Here is a 22,354-nt window from a genome sequence, read left to right on the forward strand (position 1 = left end):
TCGGGGTGGCCGGGGCCGGGTCGCCGGGCGGGGTCGGCAAGGCAAGTTGGCCGGGGGAACGGGCCGTCGGATTGGCGGGGCCGTGGCCGGGCGGCCGGGCGGGGCCGACAAGGCAGGTCGGTCGGAGCAAGGGGTCGGGTTGGCCGAAGCCAGGCCGGCATAGCCGGGCCGGCACAGGGCGGGTCGGCCAAGGCGCCGAGCCGGAGGCGCCGAGCCGGAGGCGCCCCGCCCATCAGGGCGCGTCGAGCCACCAGGGCGGCGTCGGCGCGCGCGACGTTTCATAGTCGTGTCGTTCGCACTCGTGTGTCGATGAGGTGCACGCGTTCCTCGAGGCCACGGCGGGCGCTGACCGCGCGTTGCAGCTCCAGCGGCGGCACCCTGATCTCGTGGTCCTGCCATCGCACGGCCTCCAGCCGCGCAGCCGCGACCAGGCCGAAATCAGTCGTCTCGGGCTGGTCGGCGGCCGGCCCCACGCCGCCCACCCATTCCACCCGTGCCCCGAGCATCGCCCGGCCGAACCAGCGGCAGAACCAGTCGGCCGGGGCGACCGGCTCGATCAGCCCGTCCAGCAGCAGGTCGCCGGCCCGCCGGGCGTCCGCGTCGGCGATGACCAGGTCCAGGTCGACCGGGGTGATCGGCAGGCCGCGGACGGACAGGGCCGCGCTGCCGGTCAGCCACCAGTCCACCCCGGCGCCGTCGAGCCGCCGGCAGACCTCGGTGACGGTCCGCTGCCAGGGGATCGGGTCGAGCCCGGCGATCTGGCGTAGCACCGGCTCGATCAGCCGCTGGAAGTTCGCCCAGGCCTCGTCCAGGTGCGGGGCGTCGGCGGGGAAACTCCGGCTCCAGTGACCGTCAGCGTCGGTGAAAGCCGCCTTGCGGACGGACGGCAGCAGCTCGCCGGGGACGTCGAGGATCTGGAACTCGGTGGTCTGCCCGTGGTCGTGTCGTCGATAGCGCACGGGATCATCGGATCACGGTGGTACGACACAAACGCTTGACTCTGCCCCAGGGGCGGACGGTTCGGTGGGGTGATCGCCAACACGGGAGGAGACGGTGATGGTCACCGATTGGGTGGAGCCGGGCGTCATGACGGCTGCCGGCAAGTACGCGGGCCTGCTCGACGGGCTGCCGGCCGACCCGGCCGGGATCGCCCGGGTCGTGCAGGGCCTGTTGATCCACGAGTTCTGGGTCGACGCGTACGGCGTGACGCTGGCCGAGCCGGACCGCGACCGGGTCAACCTGCGCAAGGTCGAGCAGGTCCTCGACGCGGTCCTCGGCCGTGACGACCGGCCGCTGGACGTGCCGCGGGCGCCGGAGCAGCGGATCGCCACCAACTGCCGGGGGTTCTCGGTCATGTCCGTCGCCCTGTTCCGGGCGCGCGGCGTGCCGGCCCGGGCGCGGTGCGGGTTCGGGACCTACTTCAAGCCCGGCTGGTACGAGGACCACTGGGTGGCCGAGTACCACGACGGCGACCGGTGGAAGCTGCTCGACGCGCAGGTCGACGAGTTGCAGCGCGAGCAGATCGGGCTGAGCTTCGATCTGACCGACGTGCCGCGCGACGAGTTCGTGATCGCCGGGGACGCCTGGACGCGGACCCGGGGCGGCCGGGCCGACCCGGACCGCTTCGGGCTGACCACGATCAACGAGGCCGGTGCCTGGTGGATCGCGGCCAACCTCATGCGTGACGCCGCCGCGCTGGACAATGTGGAGGTGCTGCCCTGGGATCTGTGGGGCGCGATGCCGGAGCCGGAGGACACCGTCGACGTGGCGCTCTTCGACGAGCTGGCCGCCGCGACCGCCGGTCCGTCCATGCCGGACGTCCGGCGGCTGCTGGGCGACGAGCGGCTGCGGATCCCGGGCGAGGTCTTCAACGTCCAGCACGGCCGCAAGGAAGCGCTGGTCTAGCCGGACGAGCTGGACCAGCACAGCCGCAAGGAAGCACCGGTCCAGCCCGGCGGCAGGGAAGCGCCGGTCCAGAACGGCAGCAAGGGAACGCCGGAGAAGCCGGGCCGGTCAGCGGTAGCCGGGTGCCTCGGTCTCGTGGATGGCCAGCTCCTCGGCGCTGGCCCCGCCGCCGGCCGCGCCCGCGTCGTACGCCACGTTGTCCGGCTCAGCGTCGTAGCCGTACCCCTCGTCCGGTTCCACCAGCCGGCCCACCGGATCGGGCGAGGTGCCGTCGAGCTGGCCGTGGTCGTACAGGGAGACCGGCGAGTCGGGGTCGGAGATGGGGCTCTCGCCGTACACGTCGGCGTCCAGCCGGGCCTGGGCCGCGCCCTGCTCGTCGATCGCCTCGTCGGCCAGCGGGCCGGGGGACTCCAGCGGGTCCTCCGGCTGGATGTCCGGCTGCTCCTGCGAGAGGCGGTAGTCCAGGGATTCCCCGGCGCGCTGTTCCTCCGCGGTGGTGCCGTACTTGTCGACCGCCACCGGGTGGTCGGCCGGCAGCGCCGCCGGGTCCGGGCCGTCCGCCGACCGGCCGGTCTCGACGTCGTCGTAGGCGGTCGAGTCGTCGTCCGCGGTGCCGGGCAGGCCCTCGGCCTCGGGGTCGGACGCCGGGGTGGGGTAGTCGTTGTCTCGCATGCGGTGTGCGTACCCGTTCGGCGGGCGGCCATGCATCCGGACGTACCGGACATCAGGTCAGGGTGGCGGGAGATCGAGCGGCGCGTGGGCGGGCCCCGAGACCGGGACGGCGCCGGAGTGTGGTGGCGCCGGACTCAGCCACTGCGCGATCAGGATGGTGGCGTCGTCCTGCAGGTTGCCGTGCTGGTGGTCGAGGATCGCGTGGACCAGCCGGCGGGTGGTCTCCGGCAGCGGCACCTGCTCGGCGACGGCCCGGCACGCGAACGCCACCAGCCGGTCGAGGCCGAATTCCTCGCCGTCGGGCGTGCGCGCCTCGGTGATGCCGTCGGTGTGCAGCAGCAGCAGGTCGCCGGGGATGAGCTGCTCCTCGATGACCATCGGCGGGCGCTGATCCCCGAGGACGACCGGCAGGGCGGTGGGGGTGGGCAGGACGCTGACCACCTGTCCGTGGCGCAGCACCATCCCGCTCGGGTGGCCGGCGGAGATCACCCGCAGCAGGCCGGTGCGCTGGTCCAGCTCCGCCAGCACGGCGGTGATCAGACCGGACCGGTCGTGGTCGCGGATGGCGCCGTCGATGTGGTGGTAGGTGGCGATCAGGTCGAGGTCGAGGCGACGGGCATTGCGGTACGCCGCCAGGGCCAGCGACACCAGCATGACCGACCGCATGCCGCCGGCCGAGCCGTGCCCGGTGGCGTCGAAGAGCGCCAGGTGCGCGGTGTCGCCGTTGACCGCGTAGTCGAAGGCGTCCCCGCCGACGTCGTAGCAGGGCTCCAGCACCCCGCTGATCATCATGTGCCCGGTGGAGAACGACAACGGCGGCAGCTGGCTGCGCAACAGCTCCGCGGCCAGCTGCATGGGCTTACGCCGCCGCAGCTGCTCGACCTCGTCGCTGTACTGGGCGCGGGTGATCAGCAGCTCGGCGAACACCGAGGCCAGAGTCATGCAGTCGTCGACGGCCCGTTCGTCCAGGGGCGTAGCGGCAGCGACTTCCAGCACGCCGAGCCGCTCGACACCGTCGAGGATCGGCACCCACAGCCCGGCCCCGCCGCCCTCGGCAGGGCAGGGAACGGACCGCATGAACGCCTGCCCCGGCCGGGAGCCGTCGATGGTCACCGGCTCCCGGGCCGGGGCGCTGCCGCCCAGTAGCGGCCGCAGCTCGCGCTGCTGATGGTCCACCACGTAGATCACCACGGCATCGGCGCCCACCTGGCGCGCGACGCGCATGGCCATCTCCGGCAGGTCCTGCGGGCGGGCGTGGTGGGCCTCCTGCAGCAGCTGCCGCAGCGACGCCAACCCGCTCATGCCGACCCCCTTCGCCGTTCGCTCAGGTGATCGTTCCCCGGTCGGGCCCTGCTGAATCCCGCGCGCTCACGCCAGCGGCTTGCCGCCGGTCACCCCCAGCACCTCACCGGTCACGTAGCTGGACTCCTGGGACGCGAAGAAGACGTACGCCGGGGCCAGCTCGGCCGGCTGCCCGGCCCGGCCCAGCGGGGTGTCCTCGCCGAACGACTCGACCTTCTCCTCCGGCATGGTCGCCGGGATCAGCGGGGTCCAGATCGGCCCCGGCGCCACCGCGTTGACCCGGATGCCCCGCTCTGCCAGGTCGGCGCCGAGCGCCTTGGTGAACGCCACGATGCCGGCCTTGGTGGTCGCGTAGTCCAGCAGCTCGGGCGAGGGCTGGTACGCCTGGATCGACGCGGTGTTGATGATCGTCGAACCCGGCTGCATGTGCGGGACGGCCGCCTTGCTCAGCCAGAACATCGCGTACAGGTTGGTTTTGAGCACGCGGTCGAACTGCTCCGTGGTGATGTCGGCGATGCCGCCGGACTGGGCCATCTGGAACGCCGCGTTGTTGACCAGGATGTCCAGCCCGCCGAGCTCGTCGACCGCCCGCTGCACGAGCGTGGTGCAGTGCTGCTCGTCGCGGATGTCGCCCGCGACTGTGACCGCCTTGCGGCCGGCCTTCTCCACCAGCTGAGCGGTGTCCCGGGCATCCTCCTCCTCGTCGGGAAGGTACGAGATGAGCACGTCGGCGCCCTCTCGCGCGAACGCGATGGCGACCGCGCGCCCGATCCCCGAGTCACCGCCGGTGATGAGGGCGCGTTTGCCGGTGAGCCGCCCGTTGCCCCGGTAGCTCTCCTCGCCGTGGTCCGGCTCGTCGTCCATGTCCCGGGTGACGCCGGGATGCGGGATCTGCTCGCTGTCCTGCTGCTCGGGACCCTTGTACTGCTCCTGCGGGTCCTGCTGGCCGTACTGGTCCTCGGGCACGGTGCCATCCTCTCGACGATGCGGATGACCACGGGTTTCCCCGCAATGGTGCTTCCTAACGGCGGGTTTCGTTCGTGCCGACCGACTGCCGGACCACCCGGCGCGCCCAGCGCATCCGCTCGGCTGCCAGGTCGGGGTGCTCGCCGAACTCGTACGCCATCCGGGCCGAACAACCGCGCGGCCCGTCCTGCCGCAGCAGATCCGTGACCGTCCGGTCGACGACCTCGGTGTCCTTGACGTCCGCTGCCTGCAGATCCGAGGCGAACAGCGCTTCGGCGCGCGTGACGTCGTCAGCGGACTCCTGCATCTCTTTCACCTCCTCTCCCATCCCGTGCTTCAACTGTGCCCCGGCATCGGTGAATCCCCTCGTCGCGGTGAGGGCTGACACAGCACCGCAGGCGTAACGGGGGCCGCACCGGGTAGGTCGCAGGGATCACCGTCCGGGAGGTACCGAGATGTCCAAGCCCCTGTCCGAGCAGGTCGTCGTGATCGTCGGCGCGTCCAGCGGCATCGGCCGGGCGAGCGCGTTGGCCTTCGCGGCCCGCGGCGCCGAGGTCGTCTGTGCCGCCCGCAGCACCCAGGCCCTGGACACTGTGGTCGGCGAGATCCGGCAGGCGGGTGGCAGCGCCGTCGCGGCGCCGGCCGACATCACGGATCCGGCGGCGGTGCGCGCACTGGCCGAGCGGGCCGAGCGGGAGTACGGCCGGATCGACACCTGGGTCAACGTGGCCGCCGTCGGGGTGTGGGGCCGGGTCGAGGACATCACCGCCGCCGAGTTCGAGCGGGTGATGCGGGTCAACTTCCTGGGGCACGTGCACGGGGTGCACGCCGCGCTGCCGGCGTTGCGGCGGGCCGGCGGCGGCACGATCATCGGCGTCTCGTCGGCGGAGGGCGTGCGGGCCGTGCCCCTGCAGGCCCCGTACGCGGCCAGCAAGTTCGCCCTCCGCGCGCTCTACGACTGTCTTCGCTCGGAGCTGGCGCAGGACGGCGAGCCGATCGCGGTGACCACGATCCTGCCGGCCTCGATGGACACCCCGTTCTTCGAGCACGCCCGCAGCAAGCTGGGCGTCATGGTCAAGCCGCCACCGCCGGTGTACGCGCCCGAGATCGTGGCCGACAGCATCGTCTACGCCGCCCGGCATCCCCGGCGCGAGATCCCGGTCGGCGGCGCCGCGGCGGCGCTGATGCTCGCCCAGCGGCTGTCGCCGGCGCTGACCGACGCGGTCCTGGCGATCCGCCGTTTCGGGGTTTCGTCGCAGCGCACCGACCGCCCGGACAACGGCGTGGACAACCTCGACGAAGCACTCGACGGCCCCGGGCAGATCCACGGCAGCCACCCCGGACTCGTGCTGCGGCACAGCCCGTTCACCCGGCTGATCGGCCGGCGACCGGGGCCCGGTGACCTCGCGACGGCCCTGGTGCGCCTGCTGCACCGCGCTCCGCGGCGGGAGCCGGAGCGGGCGCCGGCCTGACCTGGTCATAACCGCGGGTGCGCCTCCTCGATGGTCGGTGCGTTCAGGTAGAGCAGCAGAGCCTGCTGGTCGCCGGGGTCGAGGTCGGCGAAGCGCTCGTACGCGAGGTGCCGCGAGCGCGTGGTCTCGGCGGCGAGCAGTGCCGTGATGGCCGCCCAGGACAGCGTGACCAGGTGGAACAGCCGGCTCTCCTGCAACGGGGGCAGCCGGCTCAGCTCACCGAGGGCGGTCACGGCGGCGTCCTCGCTGCGGGCCCGCAGGGCCAGCTCGAAGACCGCCCGGGCCCGGTACGGGGTGCAGCCCCAGGCCAGCGCCTTCAGCTGGGTCACGGACATGCCGTGCACCCACAGTTCCGCGGCGCGCGGCGAGGCCGGCGGGCTGCTCAACGCCCGGCCGTGCAGGTAGCGGCGCATCTTGAGCGCGCCGGCGCGGGTCGCGAAGGACCGGGCCGGCGGTCTGACGGAGTAGTTCATGGACCGTGCCTCACTGTGTCGGGGATGGGGTGACGGCGCCCCACGCGGGGGGCGGGCGCTTGGGACGCCGTCACCGACTACCGCTCGCCGTGCTCAGGCGAGCTTCGTCGCGATCCAGTCGGCGACCTGGCTGGTCGTCGCGAAGACCGCGCCGTCATGGTTGGCGCCGCTGACCGGGACGAAGTCCACGGTCACCGTCTGGTACGCCCGCAGCTGGTCGACCAGCACGTCGGCGGTGAGGAAGTACGGGACCGCCTCGTCGTCCGTGCCCTGCACGAGCAGCACCGGTGCGGTGGGTGCCGTCTGCGCGGGATTGACGTGGGTGGAGAGCTTGGCGATCACCGGGTCCGGCAGCGCGCCGCCGACCAGCAGCTGCTCGGGCGTCAGCCCGTCGTAGGTGTCGAGGATCTTGTACAGGCAGTCGGTCTGCAGGACGCCGGCCCGCTGCTGGGCCGGGGGGGCGAGCACCGAGTTCGGGTTGAAGGAGGGGTCCACCGCGCTGAGGCCGTACAGGGCCATCACGAGGTAGCCCTGGCCCGGCGTGCCCGGGATCAGCGGGGCGAAGATGTCGGCGTTGGAGACCGGGGCGATGGCCGCCACACCCTTGAGGACCAGCGCGCCGTCGTAGCTCGGGGCGAGCTGGCCGGTGAAGAGCGCACCCTGGCCGCCCTGCGAGTGGCCGTCGACCGCGTACGCGGTGGTGAGCTTGCTGTCCAGCTTCCGCGCCGCCTTGACACTGTCGATCATGGCGCGGGCCTCGCTCATCCCGACCAGGTACGGGTGCGCCGACGGCGTGCCCAGCCCCGGGTAGTCGGGGGCGGCCACGGTCCAGCCCTTGGCCAGCAGCGCGGCGATCGCCGCCCGTGCCTCCGGCCAGAAGACGGCCTGACTGGCCGACGGCGCGCACTTGTCGGCCAGCCCGGTGGTGCCGTGTCCCCACACCACCGTCTTGTTCTTCTTGTTGGACTTCGGGGTGATGATCAGCCCGGTGGCGGTGATCGTGCTCCCGGTGACCGAGGTGGAGACGTACGCGATGCGTCTGGCGGTCGCCAGCGGGGAGAGCTCGGCCGGCAGGGTCGTGGTGACGTTGAGCAGGACCGTGCCGGGTGCCACGGCTGCCTTGGCCGGTGAGCCCGCGAAGAACAGCATGGCGGTGCTCAGCAGGGCCACCTGAAAGGCGGCGAGCCAGGCGTGGAAACGGGCAGAGTTCATCTACGGATCCCTTTCGAGGACGGTGAATCCGGGCATGCGGAAGCCCGGTGTGAATTGCGGAAATGGTGGAGAAGGAGCGGAGAACGGGTCAGGCGAAGTGGTCAGCCACCCGGCGCAGAGCGGTGATGGTCTCGCGGTCGCGGCGTTCGTCGTCCTGGGCGGGCCAGGCGCTGCACTTGACGATCACGACGTCGGCGGTGGGGTCGACGAAGAGGTACTGGCCGTGCACACCGAGGCCGGTGAAGGCGTTGAAGGAGCTCTCGCCCAGCGTCCACCACTGGTTGGCGTACCCGTAGTGGTCGTAGCCGCTGGGGCCGAGCGCGCCGACGGCCAGGTGGGGCAGGTCGCTGCCGCGGCTGCGGCGCACCCAGTCGCGGGGCACGACCTGCTCGCCGGCGACGACGCCGTCGTTGGCCATCAGTAGGCCGAGCCGGGCGACGTCGCGGGCGGTGGCGTTGAACGAGCCGCCGCCGATCGCGGTGCGCGGGTGGGCCCGGGTGAGCCAGTAGTAGGCGTCGCGATCCGCGCCGATGTGGCTCCACAACCGCTCGGAGGCGTAGGCGGCGAGGCTGCGGCCGGTGGCGGCCTCCAGCACCCACCCGAGGAGCTGGGCGTCGAAGGTGGAATAGTTGAACGACTCACCCGGCGCGGACCGCCGCGGGGCGGCGCGGATGACCGCGGCGACGTCGCCGCCGCCCATGACGGCCTGCTCGAAGCGCTTGATGCCGCTGTCCGGCACGTCCCACACCTCGGCGTCGCCGACGCCGCTGGTCATGTCGAGCAGGTCGGCCAGGGTGGACTCCTCGTAGGCGGTGCCGCGGAAGTCGGGCCGGTAGTCCGTGACCCGGTCCTTGACGCTGCCGATGCTCCCGTCGGCCAGCGCGATGCCGATCAGCATCGAGGTCACCGACTTGGAGACCGAGAACAGCTGCATCCGGCTGCGGGGACCGGCGAAGGCGCCGGGGTACGTCTCGTGCACGATCTCGCCGCGGTGCAGCACGACGAACGCCGTGGTGAAGGTGCGTCGGTGCAGCTCGGTGAGGGTGTGGTCGCGGTCGTCGAAGCGGTAGGTCAGGTCGAGCGGGCAGGGGCTCAGCGGCAGCGGCAGGTGCGGGCCGCCGCGGGCCACGTGCTCGGTGGGCATCAGCCAGTTCATGTGGGTGAACGTCCACTCGTTGAACGGCCGGCGCATGATCAGGTCGCCCTGCCGGTCCCACCACGACGGTTGGTGCGCGGCTCGGACGGCGGGCGGCTCGACGGTGCTGGTCATGTCAGTCCCCGCTGTCGTCGGAGGGGTGCTCGGCGGGACGCGGTGCGGGTGCGAGGCGTTCGAACTCCTCGCGCAGAGTCAGTCCGCTGGATTCGCCGGCCGGCTCGAGGTAGCTGTTCATGACGGCCAGCACCGCCATGCCGATGAGGTTGTCGCGGGTGTGGTCGTCGCCGATGATGCCGGCGTTCGGATCGCCGAGGTGGTGCACGGCGAAGCCCTCGGTGATCGCGGCCAGGATGTTGGCGAACTGGTCGATGGTGATGCCCTTGCGCAGCTGGTAGCCGCGGGCGGCGATGGTCGCCTCGTAGATCTTGGTCCACGGACCGAGGGCGCCGGCGTACTGGTTGGCGATCGCGTCGTGGATGCCGTCGTTGCGGTCGGCGGTGGCCACCATGATGAGCTGGAGGCGGAACAGCGGCATCCGGCAGATGGCCTGCAACTCGTGGTAGGAGGCCCGGTCCAGGGCGTTGGCGAAGTCCGGCTCGGTGCTGATCAGCCAGTCGCCGCGGGTCTCCAGGCCGGCGCCGTACTGCGGGTCGTAGTTCATCGCGTGGAACAGGAACGTCAGCAGGTCGTTGAGGTAGTCGTCGTGGCTGGCCCAGGTGGCCCGGTAGGGGCCGTCACCCTTCTGGCGCAGGAACGGCGGCTCGAGACTCTCCATCTCGCGGGACAGCGCACGCTCGGTGAGGAAGCGCAGGCCCGACCAGTACGGCTTCCGGCCACCCTCGTCGGTCGGGAGCGCCGAGTCCTTGGCGCCGAGGTTCTTCTCGACCAGGTTGGCCCCCGCCTTGAGGTAGGAGGCGACCTTGGGGGAGTTCACCAGGGCGGCACGGGTCGACTCCCGGACACCTTTGACTCGCGTCACGATGCCGGAAAAGTCCTGACAATAGGGGAAGGGGAGATCCTTCTTGCCGTACGTCATGAGTCGATTGTTGTCCCCGGGTGCGCTGAGACAAGTGCGCACGTGCGTAGTACTCGGAGTCTAGGCCTCGGGAATTCAGGAAATGTGCGGAATATGACTTTGAGTAAGTGAGTGATAACGCAACGAAATCAAGGTCCGCTCATTTCCCCAGCCGGCTCCGGATGACGGTGATCAGGCCCGCCAGCCAGGGCGCGATGGCGATGACTGCCCCCTTCGGACCTCCGAAGGCGATCAGCAGGACGGCGGTGAGGCACAGGGCGATGCCGATCAGCAGGAGGGTGCGACCACGGCGCTTGCCCGAACCGGTCTCGCCGGCGGCGAAGCGGGGATCCTCGCGGCGCAACTGCGAGACGATGCGGGCGAAGGCGCGCGACTCGTCGTTGTCGGGCACGTCGCCACCTCCCGGGCCGCGCTGGATCAGCCGACGGTACCCCCGTCGCGCGCCCGTGGGGCCCGGCTCAGGGGCGGTCGTCGCCGAAGGCGAGGCTCAGCACGGCGTGGGCCACCCAGATCGCCTGGGCTTTGTTGTCGTACGGCCCGACCCGCAGCTCGACCGCTTTGTCGCCGAACAGGGCGCGCACCGTCCAGGCGTTCGGGTGGCGGTCGTCCTCCCGGCTGTGGTTGACGATGACCTGGCTGGCGCCCCGGATGTTGACCACCGACCATTTCTCGTCGCCCTTGGGCCAGGCCCGGAACCAGCCGGGGGCGACCGCCACGGCCTCCTTGCCCGCCTCGGCCAGCGCCCATTGCAGTTCCTCGGGAACCGCGATGTCGGGTTGTGCGTGGGTCATCTCGCCGCCCTGGGTCGTCTGCGCGGGAACTCAGGATAACGGCAAAACCGCCTATTAACGCGCTTATCCCTATGAGAGCGACACCCGGGCGACGGCCCTCTCGGTCAGGCTGCCCAGCCACAGCGTGTCGCCGTGCTGACGGACGCCGGTCGCCATCACGTACCGGCCCGCCGGGCCGTGCAGAACCCGCAGCACCGTGCCCTCGCCGTCGACCAGGGTCGCCATCGAGTAGGGCACCGGCTGCGGCTGCAGCCGCGTCGGCAGGATCGCGGCGATCCGGCGCAACTGCGGGTGCGGCAGCAGCCGCTCCGCCAGCGCGACCCGGGGGCTGGCCAGGGCGATCCAGTACGTGCCGTCGCCGACGGGGGCCATGTTGTCCGGGTACGCGGGCAGGTCGCCGAGCACCCGCACCGCACCGTCCGGCAAGGACACCCGGAGCAGTCGGTGCGCGACCGTCTCGCACAGCAGCAGCGCGTCCTGCTGCGGGGTGAGCGCCACGCCGTTGGGGAAGTGGAAGCCCTCGGCCACCACGTCGACGCGCCCGGACGCCGGATCGAACGCCAGCACCCGCCCGTTGGGCCGGTGCTCCAGCAGGTCCCGGCGCCAGTGCGAGACCGGGAAGCGGTTCGAGCTGTCGGTGAAGTAGACGACGCCGTCCCGCGCCACGGCCGCGTTGTTGCAGAACAGGATCCGCGTGCCGCCGGCCCGGTGGGCCAGATCGGTGACCGTGCCGTCGCCGGTCACCCGCAGCAGTCCCCGGTACGCGTCACAGACCACCAGGCTGCCGTCGCGGGGATCGACCTCGATGCCCAGCGGCCGGCCGCCGGTGGAGGCGAGCAGCTCCGGCACGGTCCCGGCGTGCGCGTCCGGGGGCCAGCGCCAGATGTCGCCCTCATGCGTACCGGAGTGGATCCGGCCCTCGGCATCGACCGCGACGTCCTCCGGGCCGTGCCCGGCCGGGACCGCCAGCAGCGCCACGTCGTCGAGCCGGGTATCGGCGGGCGCCCAGGCCCCGGTCAGGGCGGGTGGCACGGTGGCGGGCAGTTTCACGGGGCGGATCAGCCAGGGCGCGGGCGGGCGGGGAACCGTCATCGGATCATCGTGGCCCGCCGGCAGCCGCCCGGCCAGGGCCCGAACTCTCGGAACATGTGCGCAACTTCCGGAGGTTTGTTTCGCTCAGAGCCTGATCACTGAACCGTGTAGGTGGCTCTGGCCTGATGAAACGTCCACTCCACCAGCGGGATACCGAGCTGATCGACGCCGAAACATCACGGCAAACTTCCGGTAATGAGTTATTGACGTTTGCCGAAACCGGACCGAACAATGAGCGAACGACGGCCGTCGATCGCTCTGCGCACGCTCCCACCAGCTCCGAGAAGGTGAACCCCGCATGATCATCAAAGCCTCCGGGTCGAGACCGAGATCCAGGTTCCGTGGTGCCGTCGTCCTGGCGACCGCCGGTGTCCTCGCCGCGGCCGCGACCACGTTCCTGGCCACCTCCGCGGAGGCTGCGACCACGCTGGGCGCCTCCGCGGCCCAGACCGGCCGCTACTTCGGCACCGCGATCAGCGCCGGCAAGCTCGGCGACAGTGCGTACACGACGATCGCCGCCCGCGAGTTTGACATGGTGACCGCCGAGAACGAGATGAAGCTGGACGCCACCGAGCCGAACCAGGGCCAGTTCAACTACAGCGCCGGCGACCGGGTGGCCAACTGGGCCACCAGCAACGGCAAGCGCCTGCGCGGGCACACCCTGGCCTGGCACTCGCAGCAGCCGGGCTGGATGCAGAACATGAGCGGCAGCACGCTGCGCACCGCGATGCTCAACCACGTCACCCAGGTGGCCACCCACTACAAGGGCAAGATCTACGCCTGGGACGTGGTGAACGAGGCCTTCGCCGACGGCAGCAGCGGCGCCCGGCGCGACTCGAACCTGCAGCGCACCGGCAACGACTGGATCGAGGCCGCCTTCCGGGCCGCCCGGGCCGCCGACCCGGCCGCCAAGCTCTGTTACAACGACTACAACATCGACGACTGGAGTCACGCCAAGACCCAGGCCGTCTATTCGATGGTGCGCGACTTCAAGTCCCGCGGTGTGCCGATCGACTGCGTGGGCCTGCAGGCCCACTTCAACAGCGGCAACCCGGTGCCGGGCAACTTCACCAGCACGGTGTCCGGCTTCGCGGCGCTCGGCGTCGACGTGCAGATCACCGAGCTGGACATCCAGGGATCCGGTACGGACCAGGCGAACAAGTACCGCACCGTGGTCAACGCCTGCCTCGCGGTCCCGCGCTGCACCGGCATCACGGTCTGGGGCGTGCGCGACAGTGACTCGTGGCGGGCGAGCGACACCCCGCTGCTGTTCGACAACGGCGGCAACAAGAAGGCCGCCTACAACGCCACCCTGGACGCCCTCAACGTCGTGGGACCGACGGCGCCGACCACCGGGCCGACGACCGCGCCGCCGGCCGGCTGCCGCAACGGCTACGTCGGTCTGACCTACGACGACGGTCCGAACCCGGGCAACACCACCACGTTGCTCACCGCGCTGCGCAACGCCGGGCTCCGCGCGACGATGTTCAACACCGGCCAGAACGCCGCCGCCAACCCCGGCCTGGTGGCCGCGCAGGTCACCGCCGGCATGTGGGTCGGCAACCACAGCTACACCCACCCGCACATGCTGACCCTGAGCTCGGCGCAGATGTCCTCGGAGCTGTCCCGCACCCAGACCGCGATCCAGAACGCCGGTGGCGGCACGCCGAAGCTGTTCCGGCCGCCGTACGGCGAGACCAACGCCACGCTGCAGTCGGCCGCCTCCGCGCTCGGCCTGCGCACCCTGACCTGGGACGTGGACTCGCAGGACTGGAACGGGGCCGGCACCGCGCAGATCGTGCAGGCGGCGAGCACCCTGACCAACGGCCAGACCATCCTCATGCACGACCAGTACGCGACCACGGTCGCCGCGATCCCGCAGATCGCGGCCGGGCTGAGCAGCCGTGGCCTGTGCGCCGGGATGATCTCGCCCACGACCGGCCGGGCGGTCGCCCCGGACGGTGGTACCAACCCGACCACCCCGCCGGTCACCGGCAACCCCACGACCCCGCCCGCCGGTGGTGCCTGCACGGCCACCTACAGCGAGGGCCAGAAGTGGAACGACCGGTTCAACGGTCAGGTGAGCGTCACCGGCACGAACAACTGGGTCGTCACCGTCACGCTGCGCTCCCCGCAGCGGGTCATCGCCACCTGGAACGCGACGGTGAGCTGGGACAGCACCGGCACGGTGATGACGGCGCGGCCCAACGGCGCCGGCAACTCGTTCGGCTTCACCGTCCAGCACGGCGGGGACTGGACCTGGCCGTCCCTGGGCTGCCGCGCGGCATGACGCTGCCGCCCGGCACGAAGGAACGGCCCTGAGAGCGGGGCGTGGCGACCACCCAGCGCCACGCCCCGCCGCCGTACCCCCTCCGCAACGGGGAGCCGGAGCTGACCGAACGGTGGGGTCGCTTGATGATCTTCACCGCTTATGCTCACGCGGCTCTGTCGTTCACGGGGAGGAACCACACCACCATGCGCCGCGCCCTGCACCGCCTGCTGACCGGATCGGCGGCTGCCCTGATGGCGGCCGCAGCGGTGGCTGTACCCGGGGCGCCCGCGCTGGCTGCGGATCCCGCCGTCCGCCTGCACTTCCCCGACATCGCGGTGGCCGGCTCCGTGCCGAAGGCGACGCCGCTCTTCGCCTGGATCGACGTGCCGGACCGGCCGGGTGACGCGCCCGCTTTCGCGAAGGTGACCGTGCGGGTGGACACGGCCGGCGTCGACGAGATCGCCACCGTGGCGGCGGCCGACGACTTCCAGCTCAGTGAGGACCAGTCCTGCGACCGGGCCGGCACGGTGATCAGCTGCACCCTCACCGGACGGTTCGAGCTCGAACCCGGCACCAACCTGATGGCCCTGCTGGCTCTGCAGGTGACCGCGAAGGCCGGCGCCGCCCAGGACGCCCACGGCGAGCTGGCGTTCAGCGCGCGGCTCGACGAACTGCCCGCGGCCACCACCACGTCGACGGTGACGATCGGCGAGGGCGTCGACCTGGCCGGCGAGATCAGCACCCCGCGCACCGTGGCGCCCGGGGCGAACATCGACGCCGGCCTGCGGGTGTCCAATGCCGGGACCACGCCGGTCAAGAGCGCCGTGCTGGTCATGCTGGGCTGGGACCCGAGCCTGTCGCCGGGGGCCGGCTTCGGCAACTGCCGGTACGGCTTCCTGACCGTCTGCACCTTCGACGACGAGCTCACCGCCGGCACCACGTACGAGCTGGCGACGCCGATGCGGCTGAAGATCCCGGCCGACGCGGCTGCCGGCAGCCGGGCCAGCGCGCTCGGCGGCTGGTACACCCCGGGCGACTTCCGGGAACTGATCGAGACCGCGCCCGGCCTGGACGAGGAGACGCTCGGCCCGAAGGGCACCGGCCCCGCCGTCGGGCTGCGCGCCGTACCGGCGAAGGGCGCGGCGCGGGCCGCGGCGAGCCAGGTCGACACCGACCCCAAGAACAACATTCTGGTCAGCGAGTTCGTCGTCGGCGGCAGCCGGCGACCGGACACGGCCGCCGTCGGCGCCACCGTCACCGGCGAGCCGGGCGACGAGGTGGCGGCGCGGGTCGGCTTCGTCAACAACGGACCGGGCACGCTCTACCACTGGACCTTCGAGAACACGGACCCGTCCACCCACATCTTCGTCCCGGCCGGACTCAAAGCAGTCCGCGTCGATGAGCGTTGCCACCCGATGGTGTTCGAGGACGGCGAGGAGCCCGACGACTTCGCCACCGGCCTCACCGGGGCGTCGGAATACCTGTGCCTGCTCGAGGAGAGCAGGACGAAGGCCAAGGCGTCGACCCTGTTCGACTTCACCTTCCGGGTGCGCGAGGAACCGTCCGCGGCGGCCGGCCGGGTGCTCATCAACGAGGACTTCTTCACCGAGTACCCCATCGACCGCGACGGCAGCAACGACACGGCGACCATCACGGTCCAGCTCAGCGGCGGTGAGGGCGGCGGCCTGCCGGTGACCGGTGCCAACGCCGGCCTGCTGGGCGCGGGCGGCGCCCTGCTGCTGCTCGCCGGCGCGACCGGCCTGCTGCTCGTACGCCGGCGCCGAATCCGGTTCACTGCCTGACGCGGCGGCGTGCTCAGGTGCAGGCGAAGGTCTGGCAGCGGACCACCGAGGTCTTGTCGATGACCGGGCCGTAGGCGGTCGGGCCCGAGGTGCTGGCGAAGTCGAGGGTGGCCGGGCCGCCCGTCGCGACGAGGACGACGAAGCTCTTGCGGACCCAGCCCATCGCCGCGAATGTCCGGCCCGTGGTGTCGAAGGAGAACGCCTGGCGCACCGTACCGTTGATCAGGACCTTGCCGGTCTTGACCGCCGGGCCGCCGGCCGGGTTGCCGGCCAGGAAGTAGCTGACCCGGTAGCGGGCCGGCCGCGCGGTGCGGAAGGTGGTGCGGACCGTGCCCTCGGACGTGCCGTTCAGGTCGATCGACTGCCGGTTGTCGGCGGCCTGCCAGGAGCCGCGGCCGATCTGGTCGATGGTGCCCCGGGTGACCGTCCAGCGTCCGAAGGTGTCACCCGCGGACCGTTTGACGTAGGTGCCGGGCGGGACGGCGGGCTGCTCGATGCCGTCACCCGGCCGGGCGGGTGCCGCCGAGGCCGGCGTCGCCACCGTGGCGAGCAGGACGGCCAGGCAGCCGGTGACAGCGGTACGGCGTGCTGAGGTCATGACCACATCTCCCTGTCGGAGGTCATCGGGCTTCGAGCTCCACGTGGTCCAGGTCGCCGGCGTAGTAGTCGCAGCCCACGTCGATCTGGTCGCAGTCGGTCTTGCCGCCGATGCTCAGCGGCCACGAGTTCGCGATCCGGCCGGTCCAGCCGGCGGTGTGCGCCACCTTGGCGCCGTCCACGAACAGCGTGACCCCGCTGCCGGTGCGGGTGCAGCGCACGGTGTGCCACCGGCCGTCGTTGAGGCGCCGCGGTGACGACACCGCGAGCGAGCGGGACGAGCCGCGGAACAGGCACTCCACGATGCCGCTGGGGATCTGCAGCTTGAAGTTGCCGCCGGAGACCGTCGCCTGGCCCTTCTGGATGATGTTGCCGAACTTGTGCGTCGTCCGGAGCCGGACCGTCACCGCGAAGTCGCGGGTGCCCGGGTCGAGGGCGTCCGAGTCGCGCACGGTCACCAGGTGACCGGGACGGGCCGGCGGGGAGTCGGGCTCCAGTCGGTCGAAGCGGTAGCCGGTGGCGCCGCTCGTACGGGTGCCGGTGCGGACCTCGCTGCCGATCCGGCCGTGCAGCCCGCGTCCGCTGGTGTCCGTCATGGTCCGGGCGCCGGAACGCTCGTCCATCTCCCAGATGGCGACGGGCCGGTCCGAGGACGCGTCAGCGGTCGCCGCCGTGGTCAGCAGGACAGTTCCGACCGTCAGCACGACGGTCAACGAGCGGCGACTTCTCATGGCATCCTCACGCTTGCCGGCAGATGAAGACCATGCTAAACGTCGTTAATACCCGTAAAGGGGTATTAACGACTAAAACGCCCAAGCGTGGCGGTGTCGGCGCCGGCGCCGGTGGCGGAGGGGCCGCCGGGGGAGTCCGGCGGCAGTGCCTCCCGGGCCGTCGGCAGCCGCCGTCCCGATCCGGCGCGAGCCGCCGTCGCACCCCACGCGAGCAGGCGTTATGCGGACCGGACCGGTCCGAACGGCCGACTGCTCCCGCTGAACGGCTTCTCGCCTTCGGCCCGCTCACCTTGGTAACATGCCGCGGATCATGGCCAGCGTTCCGGCCGGTACGCCGGGGCCGACAGCCGCGTCGACCGTGTCCGCTCCCGCCTGCCGGCAGGGGCCTCGTCGACCGAAGCCGCCGCGGTGAAGCCGCACGTACGGAGGTCTCCTGTGACTGACAACCGGATGAAGGATCGCGTCAAGGTCATGCTCGGGACGACGCCCGACGGCGCGACCTCCGAGCACGCGCTGGTCTCGCCCACGCCCGTACCCGGACTGCCGAACCAGGCCCTCCAGGTGTTGACCATGGCGCAGCGCACCGCCGAGGAGCACGTCGCCACCGCGCACCAGCAGGCCGACAAGATCCGTACGGACGCGCTGGCCGCAGCGGAGAACATCGCCCGCGACGCCCAGATCCACGCGCACAACGTGCGCCGCGAGGCCGACAAGGTGCTCTACGACGCGCGGGCCGGCGCCGAGCAGATCGGCCAGGAGGCCCGGGCGGCCGCCGAGGAGGCCCGGCGCAACGCGGAGAAGATCGTGCTGGACGCGCAGGCCCGCGCCGACGCGATCGCCGCCGAGGCCAAGGCCAACGCCGAGCAGCTCAACCTGCAGGCCCAGCAGCGCTACGACGACGTGGTCGGCAGTCTCGGCGTCAAGCGCGAGGCGCTGCAGGAGCAGATCGAGGCCCTCGAGCAGTTCGACCGCGAGTACCGCGGCCGCCTCATGACCTTCATGCAGGGCCAGCTGCGCGCCCTCTGGGTGGACCAGCCGCAGGTCATCGGCGAGCTGCCGGCGCCGGACGAGTCGGCGGGCCGGCACGGCTCCAACGCCGAGGTGGTCGTCCCGGCGCAGCGCCAGCCGGTGGAGGACACCGTCGAGGTCCAGCACGAGGACGCCGGGGACGCCGAGGAAGAGCCGGTGCCGAGCGAGCGCTGACCCGTCTCACGCATCCGGGGCGGCGTACACGCGTTCGCCCCGGATGTAGGTCAGCGCCACCCGGGCGTCCGCGATCGCCTCCGGCGGGCCCGCGAGGAGATCGCGGTCCAGGACCACCAGGTCGGCCTGGTGGCCGGCCCGCAGCGTGCCGGTGTCGTCCCGGTGATTCACGAAGGCCGACCCCGAGGTGTACGCCCGCAGCACGGTGGCCAGCTCCAGGCGCTGCCCGGGCAGGAAAGCCGCGGCCCCGCTGCCGGGCAGTGCGCGGTTGACCGCCACGTGGATGCCCCGCAACGGATCGGGGCTGCTCACCGGCCAGTCACTGCCCGCGGCCAGGGTCGCGCCGGCCCGGTGCAGGTCGCCGAACGGATACTGCCGACCGGCCAGCTCCGGGTCCAGGAACGGCAGCGTGAGCTCGTCCATCTGCGGCTCGTGCGTGGCCCACAACGCCTGGATGGTCGCCGGGGCCCCCAGCGAGCGGAAGCGCGGCACGTCCTGCGGATGCACCACTTGCAGATGGGCCAGGTGCGGCCGCGTGTCCCGGATCCCGTTCGCGGCGCGGGCCGCGGCGACCGCGTCCAGCGCCTCGCGGACCGCCCGGTCGCCCAGCGCGTGGAAGTGCGGTTGGAAGTCCAGCGCGTCCACCGCGGTGACGTAGTCGCGCAACGCCACCGGATCGATGAACGACAGGCCGCTGTTCGCGGTCGCGCAGCCGTGCCCGTCGCGGTACGGGGCGGTCATCGCCGCGGTGAAGTTCTCGGCCACGCCGTCCAGCATGAACTTCACCGAGCCGCAGCGCAGCCGCCCGACGCTGAGCGCCGCCCGCTTGGCCACGAGCTCGGGGACCTGGCCGGCGTCCCGTTCGCGGTCCCACCACAGCGCGCCGACGACGGTGGAGAGCAGCGATCCGTCGGCGGCCGCGGTGCGGTAGGCGTCGGAGATGTCGGGATAGCCGTTGCTCGCGCACAGCATCGCGTCCTGCCAGGCGGTGATCCCCAGCGCGTGCAGCAGCCGCTGGGCGCGCAGCAGGCCGGCCAGTCGTTGCGCCGGAGTCACCGCCGGTACGACCGCGGCGACCAGCGACATCGCCCCTTCCTGGAGGCCGCCGCCCGGGGCCCCGCCGGGCTCGCGGTCGATCCGGCCGTCGGCGGGGTCGGGGGTGTCGGCGGTGATCCCGGCCAGGGCCAGGGCCCGGCTGTTCACCCAGGCGCCGTGGTGGTCCCGGTTCGTCAGGTAGACCGGCCGGTCCCCGACGACCGCGTCCAGCAACTCCCGGCCGGGCACCCCGCCGGGGAAGCTCTCCATCGACCAGCCGCCGCCGACGATCCACGGCTCGTCCGGGTGGGCCCGCGCGTACGCGTCGATCCGGGCCAGATACTCGCTCAGCTCGGTCGTGCCGGTCAGGTCGCACTGGCCCAGCTCCACGCCGCCCATCACCGCGTGCACATGGGCGTCCTGGAAGCCGGGCAGCAGCATCCGCCCGCGCAGCTCCACCACTTCGGTGCGCGGGCCGGCCAGCCCGGTGACCTCCGCACCGCCGACGGCGAGAATCCGTCCGTCGCGCACGGCCAGGGCGGTAGCGGGGCCCCGGCCCGGGTCGGCGGTGAAGACCGGTCCGCCCGTGAAGATCAGATCAGCGGTACCGGCGGTGTCCATGGTGGTAAGACTGCCGCATTCATCGATTCTGGGCGACGACTGCCGTGGCGGCTTCGATCAGTGAACCCGTCGTCTCGGCGGCCTGCGACCGCAGCAGCGCATACGCCAGGTCCGCGTTGGTCTGCCGCTCAGAGATGATCACCCCGATCGCCTGCTGGATCGTGGCCCGCACGGCGAAGGCTCCGGTGAGACCGGCGATGAGGTCCTGCGCTCCCGGGCACAGGTCCTCGTAGGGGCCGGGTGGGCGGCCCTCCGGCGCGTCGTCGTAGGCGGCGAGCACCGCCGCGCTCAGCGGAGCCATGGCCGCCGGGTCGTGACTGTAGAGGTTGAGCGCCGCCACCGGGAGTCCGCGCCCGGCGAACAGCGGGATGGACAGCGACGAGCGCAACCCCAGCTTGTACGCGGCGTCCCGGAAGGCCGGCCAGATCATGGTGGCGTCGATCCGCGGCACGCTGAGGGGGGAGCCGCCGTCGAGGGCGTCGAGGCAGGGCCCCGCTTTGTCGGCGTACTGGGCCTCGTCGACGGCGAGGGCGAGCTCACTGCTCACGGCCACCGTGCTGTAGCCGCTCTCACCCTGGCGGGTCACCGAGCCGAAGGCCACCGCGTCCACCAGGTCGGCCACGAGCTGGACTATCGTGGTCAGCCGGGTGTTGACGGTGGAGTCGTCGTCGGCTGTGCCCGCCAGGTCGATCAGGCAGGACGCCAGAGGGTCGCTTCCCGGCGGCCGTTGCTGTGCCGGGGGCTGCGATCGGGTCACCACGAATTCTCCTCGCTCTGCACGCTGAACGCCCGTCTACCCGGCGTTCGCCGTGCTACACCCCGTAGCGCCGCTCAAGTGCCGATGAGCAGCCCGTCGAGGTTCGCCACCTCGAGCACCATCCGGACCATCGGGCCGGGTTCGCGCAGGCGCAGGGTGACGCCCTTGAGCTCGGCGGCCCGGCGGGCGGCGACCAGCATGCCGATCCCGGAGGAGTCCAGGAACGTCACGGCGTGCATGTCGACCTCGATGCGGCCGTCCTGCTTGTCGGCCACCACCTGGCGCAGCACCTCGCGCAGGTAGGTCGCGGTCTCCAGATCGATGTCACCCTCGGGGGTGACCACGACGGTGTCACCCTGGCGCTCCACGGTGCAATCGAATGCCATGTCAGCTCCGCCTTCTCCTCGCCCGGCCGGTCGTCAGGCACCCATTGTCGCGGATCACCGATCGCCGCCACTCTCGGCCTTGGCGACCAGCGCGGCGGCGACGTCGCGCAGCTTGCGGTTGGAGTCCTGGGAGATCCTGGTGAGGATGGCGAACGCCTCGTCGGCCGAGCACCGGCGGCGGCCCATGACGATGCCCTTGGCCTGCTCGATCACCGCCCGGCCGGCCATCGCCGTCTGCAACTGCCGGGTCAGCCGGGCCGTGACGCCGTACAGGTTGGCGTTGGCCAGGGCGACCGCCGCGTAGCCGGCGAAGGTCTCGGCCAGCACCACCGCGTCGTCGTCGAAAGCCGCCTGCCGGATGCCGTAGAGATTCAGCCCGCCGTCCAGCCGCTCCTCGATCGGCAGCCCGACCGACAGAGAGCTGCGCGCGCCCGCTGCCACGGCGTGTTGGGCCCACTCCGGCCAGCGAGCTTCGTCGGCGAGGTCCGGCACCGAGATGGTCGCCTGCGCGGTGGCGGCCTCCAGACAAGGCCCGCTGCCCCGCTGGTACTGCCATTCGTCCAGAGCCAGCGCGAGGTGCCCGGTGTAGGCGGCGGTCTCCGCGATCGATCCGCGGACCATGGTGACCGAGACCTCATCGGCGCCGGGGACGGTCTGCCGGGCGAGGTCGGCGACCCGCGACAGCACTCCCTGCAAGTCGTTCTCGGCGAGGTTGATGCGGCCCAGCTCGGCGAAGGCGGCCGCGGGATCCAACCGGTCCGGTGACATGTGCGGCGAACTCCCTGTCCACCCGGTTGATGACTCGGGCTTGACGGTGGCCGGGACCTGCCCCTGGCGGACACAGGCTTCCGCTGCCGGGTCCCGGCAGCGATC

General features: G+C 71.8%; 23 protein-coding genes. 5 read left to right on the forward strand and 18 right to left on the reverse strand.

Going from position 1 to position 22,354, the window contains the following annotated elements:
- Positions 1 to 278: 278 nt before the first annotated feature.
- Positions 279 to 959 (reverse strand): nucleotidyltransferase family protein, encoded by a 681-nt coding sequence (locus Aau02nite_RS19580; protein WP_212989952.1) that lies wholly within the window; start codon positions 957 to 959, stop codon positions 279 to 281.
- Positions 960 to 1,056: 97 nt separating this feature from the next.
- Here Aau02nite_RS19580 and Aau02nite_RS19585 point away from each other — a divergent pair, with 97 nt between their 5' ends.
- Positions 1,057 to 1,905 carry a transglutaminase domain-containing protein gene (locus tag Aau02nite_RS19585; protein ID WP_212989953.1) on the forward strand — a complete coding sequence of 283 codons (849 nt, stop codon included), beginning with the start codon at positions 1,057 to 1,059 and terminating at the stop codon, positions 1,903 to 1,905.
- Between the two features lie 108 nt (positions 1,906 to 2,013).
- On the opposite strand, the gene Aau02nite_RS19590 is transcribed toward Aau02nite_RS19585, so the two are convergent.
- From Aau02nite_RS19590 to Aau02nite_RS19605, 4 genes are all read right to left on the reverse strand, one after another.
- Entirely contained in the window at positions 2,014 to 2,577 is a 564-nt protein-coding gene (locus tag Aau02nite_RS19590; protein ID WP_212989954.1) for a DUF5709 domain-containing protein, read from the reverse strand.
- Between the two features lie 57 nt (positions 2,578 to 2,634).
- A complete protein-coding gene (locus Aau02nite_RS19595; RefSeq protein ID WP_212989955.1) occupies positions 2,635 to 3,879 on the reverse strand; it encodes a PP2C family protein-serine/threonine phosphatase in 1,245 nt (414 codons plus the stop codon).
- Between the two features lie 66 nt (positions 3,880 to 3,945).
- A complete protein-coding gene (locus Aau02nite_RS19600; RefSeq protein WP_212989956.1) occupies positions 3,946 to 4,845 on the reverse strand; it encodes an SDR family oxidoreductase in 900 nt (299 codons plus the stop codon).
- Positions 4,846 to 4,900: 55 nt separating this feature from the next.
- Entirely contained in the window at positions 4,901 to 5,152 is a 252-nt protein-coding gene (locus Aau02nite_RS19605; RefSeq protein ID WP_212989957.1) for a hypothetical protein, read from the reverse strand.
- A gap of 148 nt (positions 5,153 to 5,300) precedes the next feature.
- Between Aau02nite_RS19605 and Aau02nite_RS19610 the strand changes: the two genes are divergently transcribed.
- Positions 5,301 to 6,317: an SDR family oxidoreductase gene (locus tag Aau02nite_RS19610; RefSeq protein WP_212989958.1), complete on the forward strand. Its 1,017-nt coding sequence runs from the start codon at positions 5,301 to 5,303 to the stop codon at positions 6,315 to 6,317.
- Positions 6,318 to 6,322: 5 nt separating this feature from the next.
- Here the strand turns inward: Aau02nite_RS19610 and Aau02nite_RS19615 are convergent, their stop codons facing one another.
- The 7 genes from Aau02nite_RS19615 to Aau02nite_RS19645 all read right to left on the reverse strand — a co-directional run bounded on the left by Aau02nite_RS19615 (position 6,323) and on the right by Aau02nite_RS19645 (position 12,077).
- Entirely contained in the window at positions 6,323 to 6,790 is a 468-nt protein-coding gene (locus Aau02nite_RS19615) for a hypothetical protein (RefSeq protein ID WP_246595277.1), read from the reverse strand.
- A 93-nt stretch (positions 6,791 to 6,883) separates the two neighbouring features.
- Positions 6,884 to 8,002 carry an alpha/beta fold hydrolase gene (locus Aau02nite_RS19620; RefSeq protein WP_246595278.1) on the reverse strand — a complete coding sequence of 373 codons (1,119 nt, stop codon included), beginning with the start codon at positions 8,000 to 8,002 and terminating at the stop codon, positions 6,884 to 6,886.
- Between the two features lie 88 nt (positions 8,003 to 8,090).
- Entirely contained in the window at positions 8,091 to 9,272 is a 1,182-nt protein-coding gene (locus Aau02nite_RS19625; RefSeq protein ID WP_212989959.1) for a serine hydrolase domain-containing protein, read from the reverse strand.
- 1 nt (position 9,273) lies between these two features.
- A complete protein-coding gene (locus Aau02nite_RS19630) occupies positions 9,274 to 10,194 on the reverse strand; it encodes a hypothetical protein (RefSeq protein WP_212989960.1) in 921 nt (306 codons plus the stop codon).
- Between the two features lie 139 nt (positions 10,195 to 10,333).
- Positions 10,334 to 10,585 (reverse strand): DUF3040 domain-containing protein, encoded by a 252-nt coding sequence (locus Aau02nite_RS19635; RefSeq protein ID WP_212989961.1) that lies wholly within the window; start codon positions 10,583 to 10,585, stop codon positions 10,334 to 10,336.
- A 67-nt stretch (positions 10,586 to 10,652) separates the two neighbouring features.
- Entirely contained in the window at positions 10,653 to 10,985 is a 333-nt protein-coding gene (locus Aau02nite_RS19640; protein ID WP_212989962.1) for a hypothetical protein, read from the reverse strand.
- Positions 10,986 to 11,054: 69 nt separating this feature from the next.
- Complete coding sequence (locus Aau02nite_RS19645; protein ID WP_212989963.1) at positions 11,055 to 12,077, reverse strand: SMP-30/gluconolactonase/LRE family protein; 1,023 nt, start codon at positions 12,075 to 12,077, stop codon at positions 11,055 to 11,057.
- 298 nt (positions 12,078 to 12,375) lie between these two features.
- Between Aau02nite_RS19645 and Aau02nite_RS47685 the strand changes: the two genes are divergently transcribed.
- The gene (locus Aau02nite_RS47685; RefSeq protein ID WP_212989964.1) at positions 12,376 to 14,367 is read left to right on the forward strand and encodes an endo-1,4-beta-xylanase; all 1,992 of its coding nucleotides are present in this window, start codon (positions 12,376 to 12,378) and stop codon (positions 14,365 to 14,367) included.
- Positions 14,368 to 14,408: 41 nt separating this feature from the next.
- Positions 14,409 to 16,151 carry a hypothetical protein gene (locus Aau02nite_RS19655; RefSeq protein ID WP_212989965.1) on the forward strand — a complete coding sequence of 581 codons (1,743 nt, stop codon included), beginning with the start codon at positions 14,409 to 14,411 and terminating at the stop codon, positions 16,149 to 16,151.
- A 13-nt stretch (positions 16,152 to 16,164) separates the two neighbouring features.
- On the opposite strand, the gene Aau02nite_RS19660 is transcribed toward Aau02nite_RS19655, so the two are convergent.
- Positions 16,165 to 16,749 (reverse strand): DUF642 domain-containing protein, encoded by a 585-nt coding sequence (locus tag Aau02nite_RS19660; protein ID WP_212989966.1) that lies wholly within the window; start codon positions 16,747 to 16,749, stop codon positions 16,165 to 16,167.
- Positions 16,750 to 16,771: 22 nt separating this feature from the next.
- Entirely contained in the window at positions 16,772 to 17,479 is a 708-nt protein-coding gene (locus tag Aau02nite_RS19665; protein ID WP_212989967.1) for a laminin G domain-containing protein, read from the reverse strand.
- A gap of 435 nt (positions 17,480 to 17,914) precedes the next feature.
- Between Aau02nite_RS19665 and Aau02nite_RS19670 the strand changes: the two genes are divergently transcribed.
- A complete protein-coding gene (locus Aau02nite_RS19670) occupies positions 17,915 to 18,682 on the forward strand; it encodes a hypothetical protein (protein ID WP_246595279.1) in 768 nt (255 codons plus the stop codon).
- 6 nt (positions 18,683 to 18,688) lie between these two features.
- Here the strand turns inward: Aau02nite_RS19670 and Aau02nite_RS19675 are convergent, their stop codons facing one another.
- The 4 genes from Aau02nite_RS19675 to Aau02nite_RS19690 all read right to left on the reverse strand — a co-directional run bounded on the left by Aau02nite_RS19675 (position 18,689) and on the right by Aau02nite_RS19690 (position 22,249).
- Positions 18,689 to 20,338 (reverse strand): amidohydrolase, encoded by a 1,650-nt coding sequence (locus Aau02nite_RS19675; protein ID WP_212989968.1) that lies wholly within the window; start codon positions 20,336 to 20,338, stop codon positions 18,689 to 18,691.
- Positions 20,339 to 20,357: 19 nt separating this feature from the next.
- The gene (locus tag Aau02nite_RS19680) at positions 20,358 to 21,098 is read right to left on the reverse strand and encodes a GAF and ANTAR domain-containing protein (RefSeq protein ID WP_212989969.1); all 741 of its coding nucleotides are present in this window, start codon (positions 21,096 to 21,098) and stop codon (positions 20,358 to 20,360) included.
- A 71-nt stretch (positions 21,099 to 21,169) separates the two neighbouring features.
- The gene (locus Aau02nite_RS19685; protein WP_212989970.1) at positions 21,170 to 21,481 is read right to left on the reverse strand and encodes an STAS domain-containing protein; all 312 of its coding nucleotides are present in this window, start codon (positions 21,479 to 21,481) and stop codon (positions 21,170 to 21,172) included.
- 54 nt (positions 21,482 to 21,535) lie between these two features.
- Entirely contained in the window at positions 21,536 to 22,249 is a 714-nt protein-coding gene (locus Aau02nite_RS19690; protein ID WP_212989971.1) for a GAF and ANTAR domain-containing protein, read from the reverse strand.
- Positions 22,250 to 22,354: the final 105 nt, after the last annotated feature.

The organism is Actinoplanes auranticolor (assembly GCF_018332655.1).
GTDB lineage: Bacteria > Actinomycetota > Actinomycetes > Mycobacteriales > Micromonosporaceae > Actinoplanes > Actinoplanes auranticolor.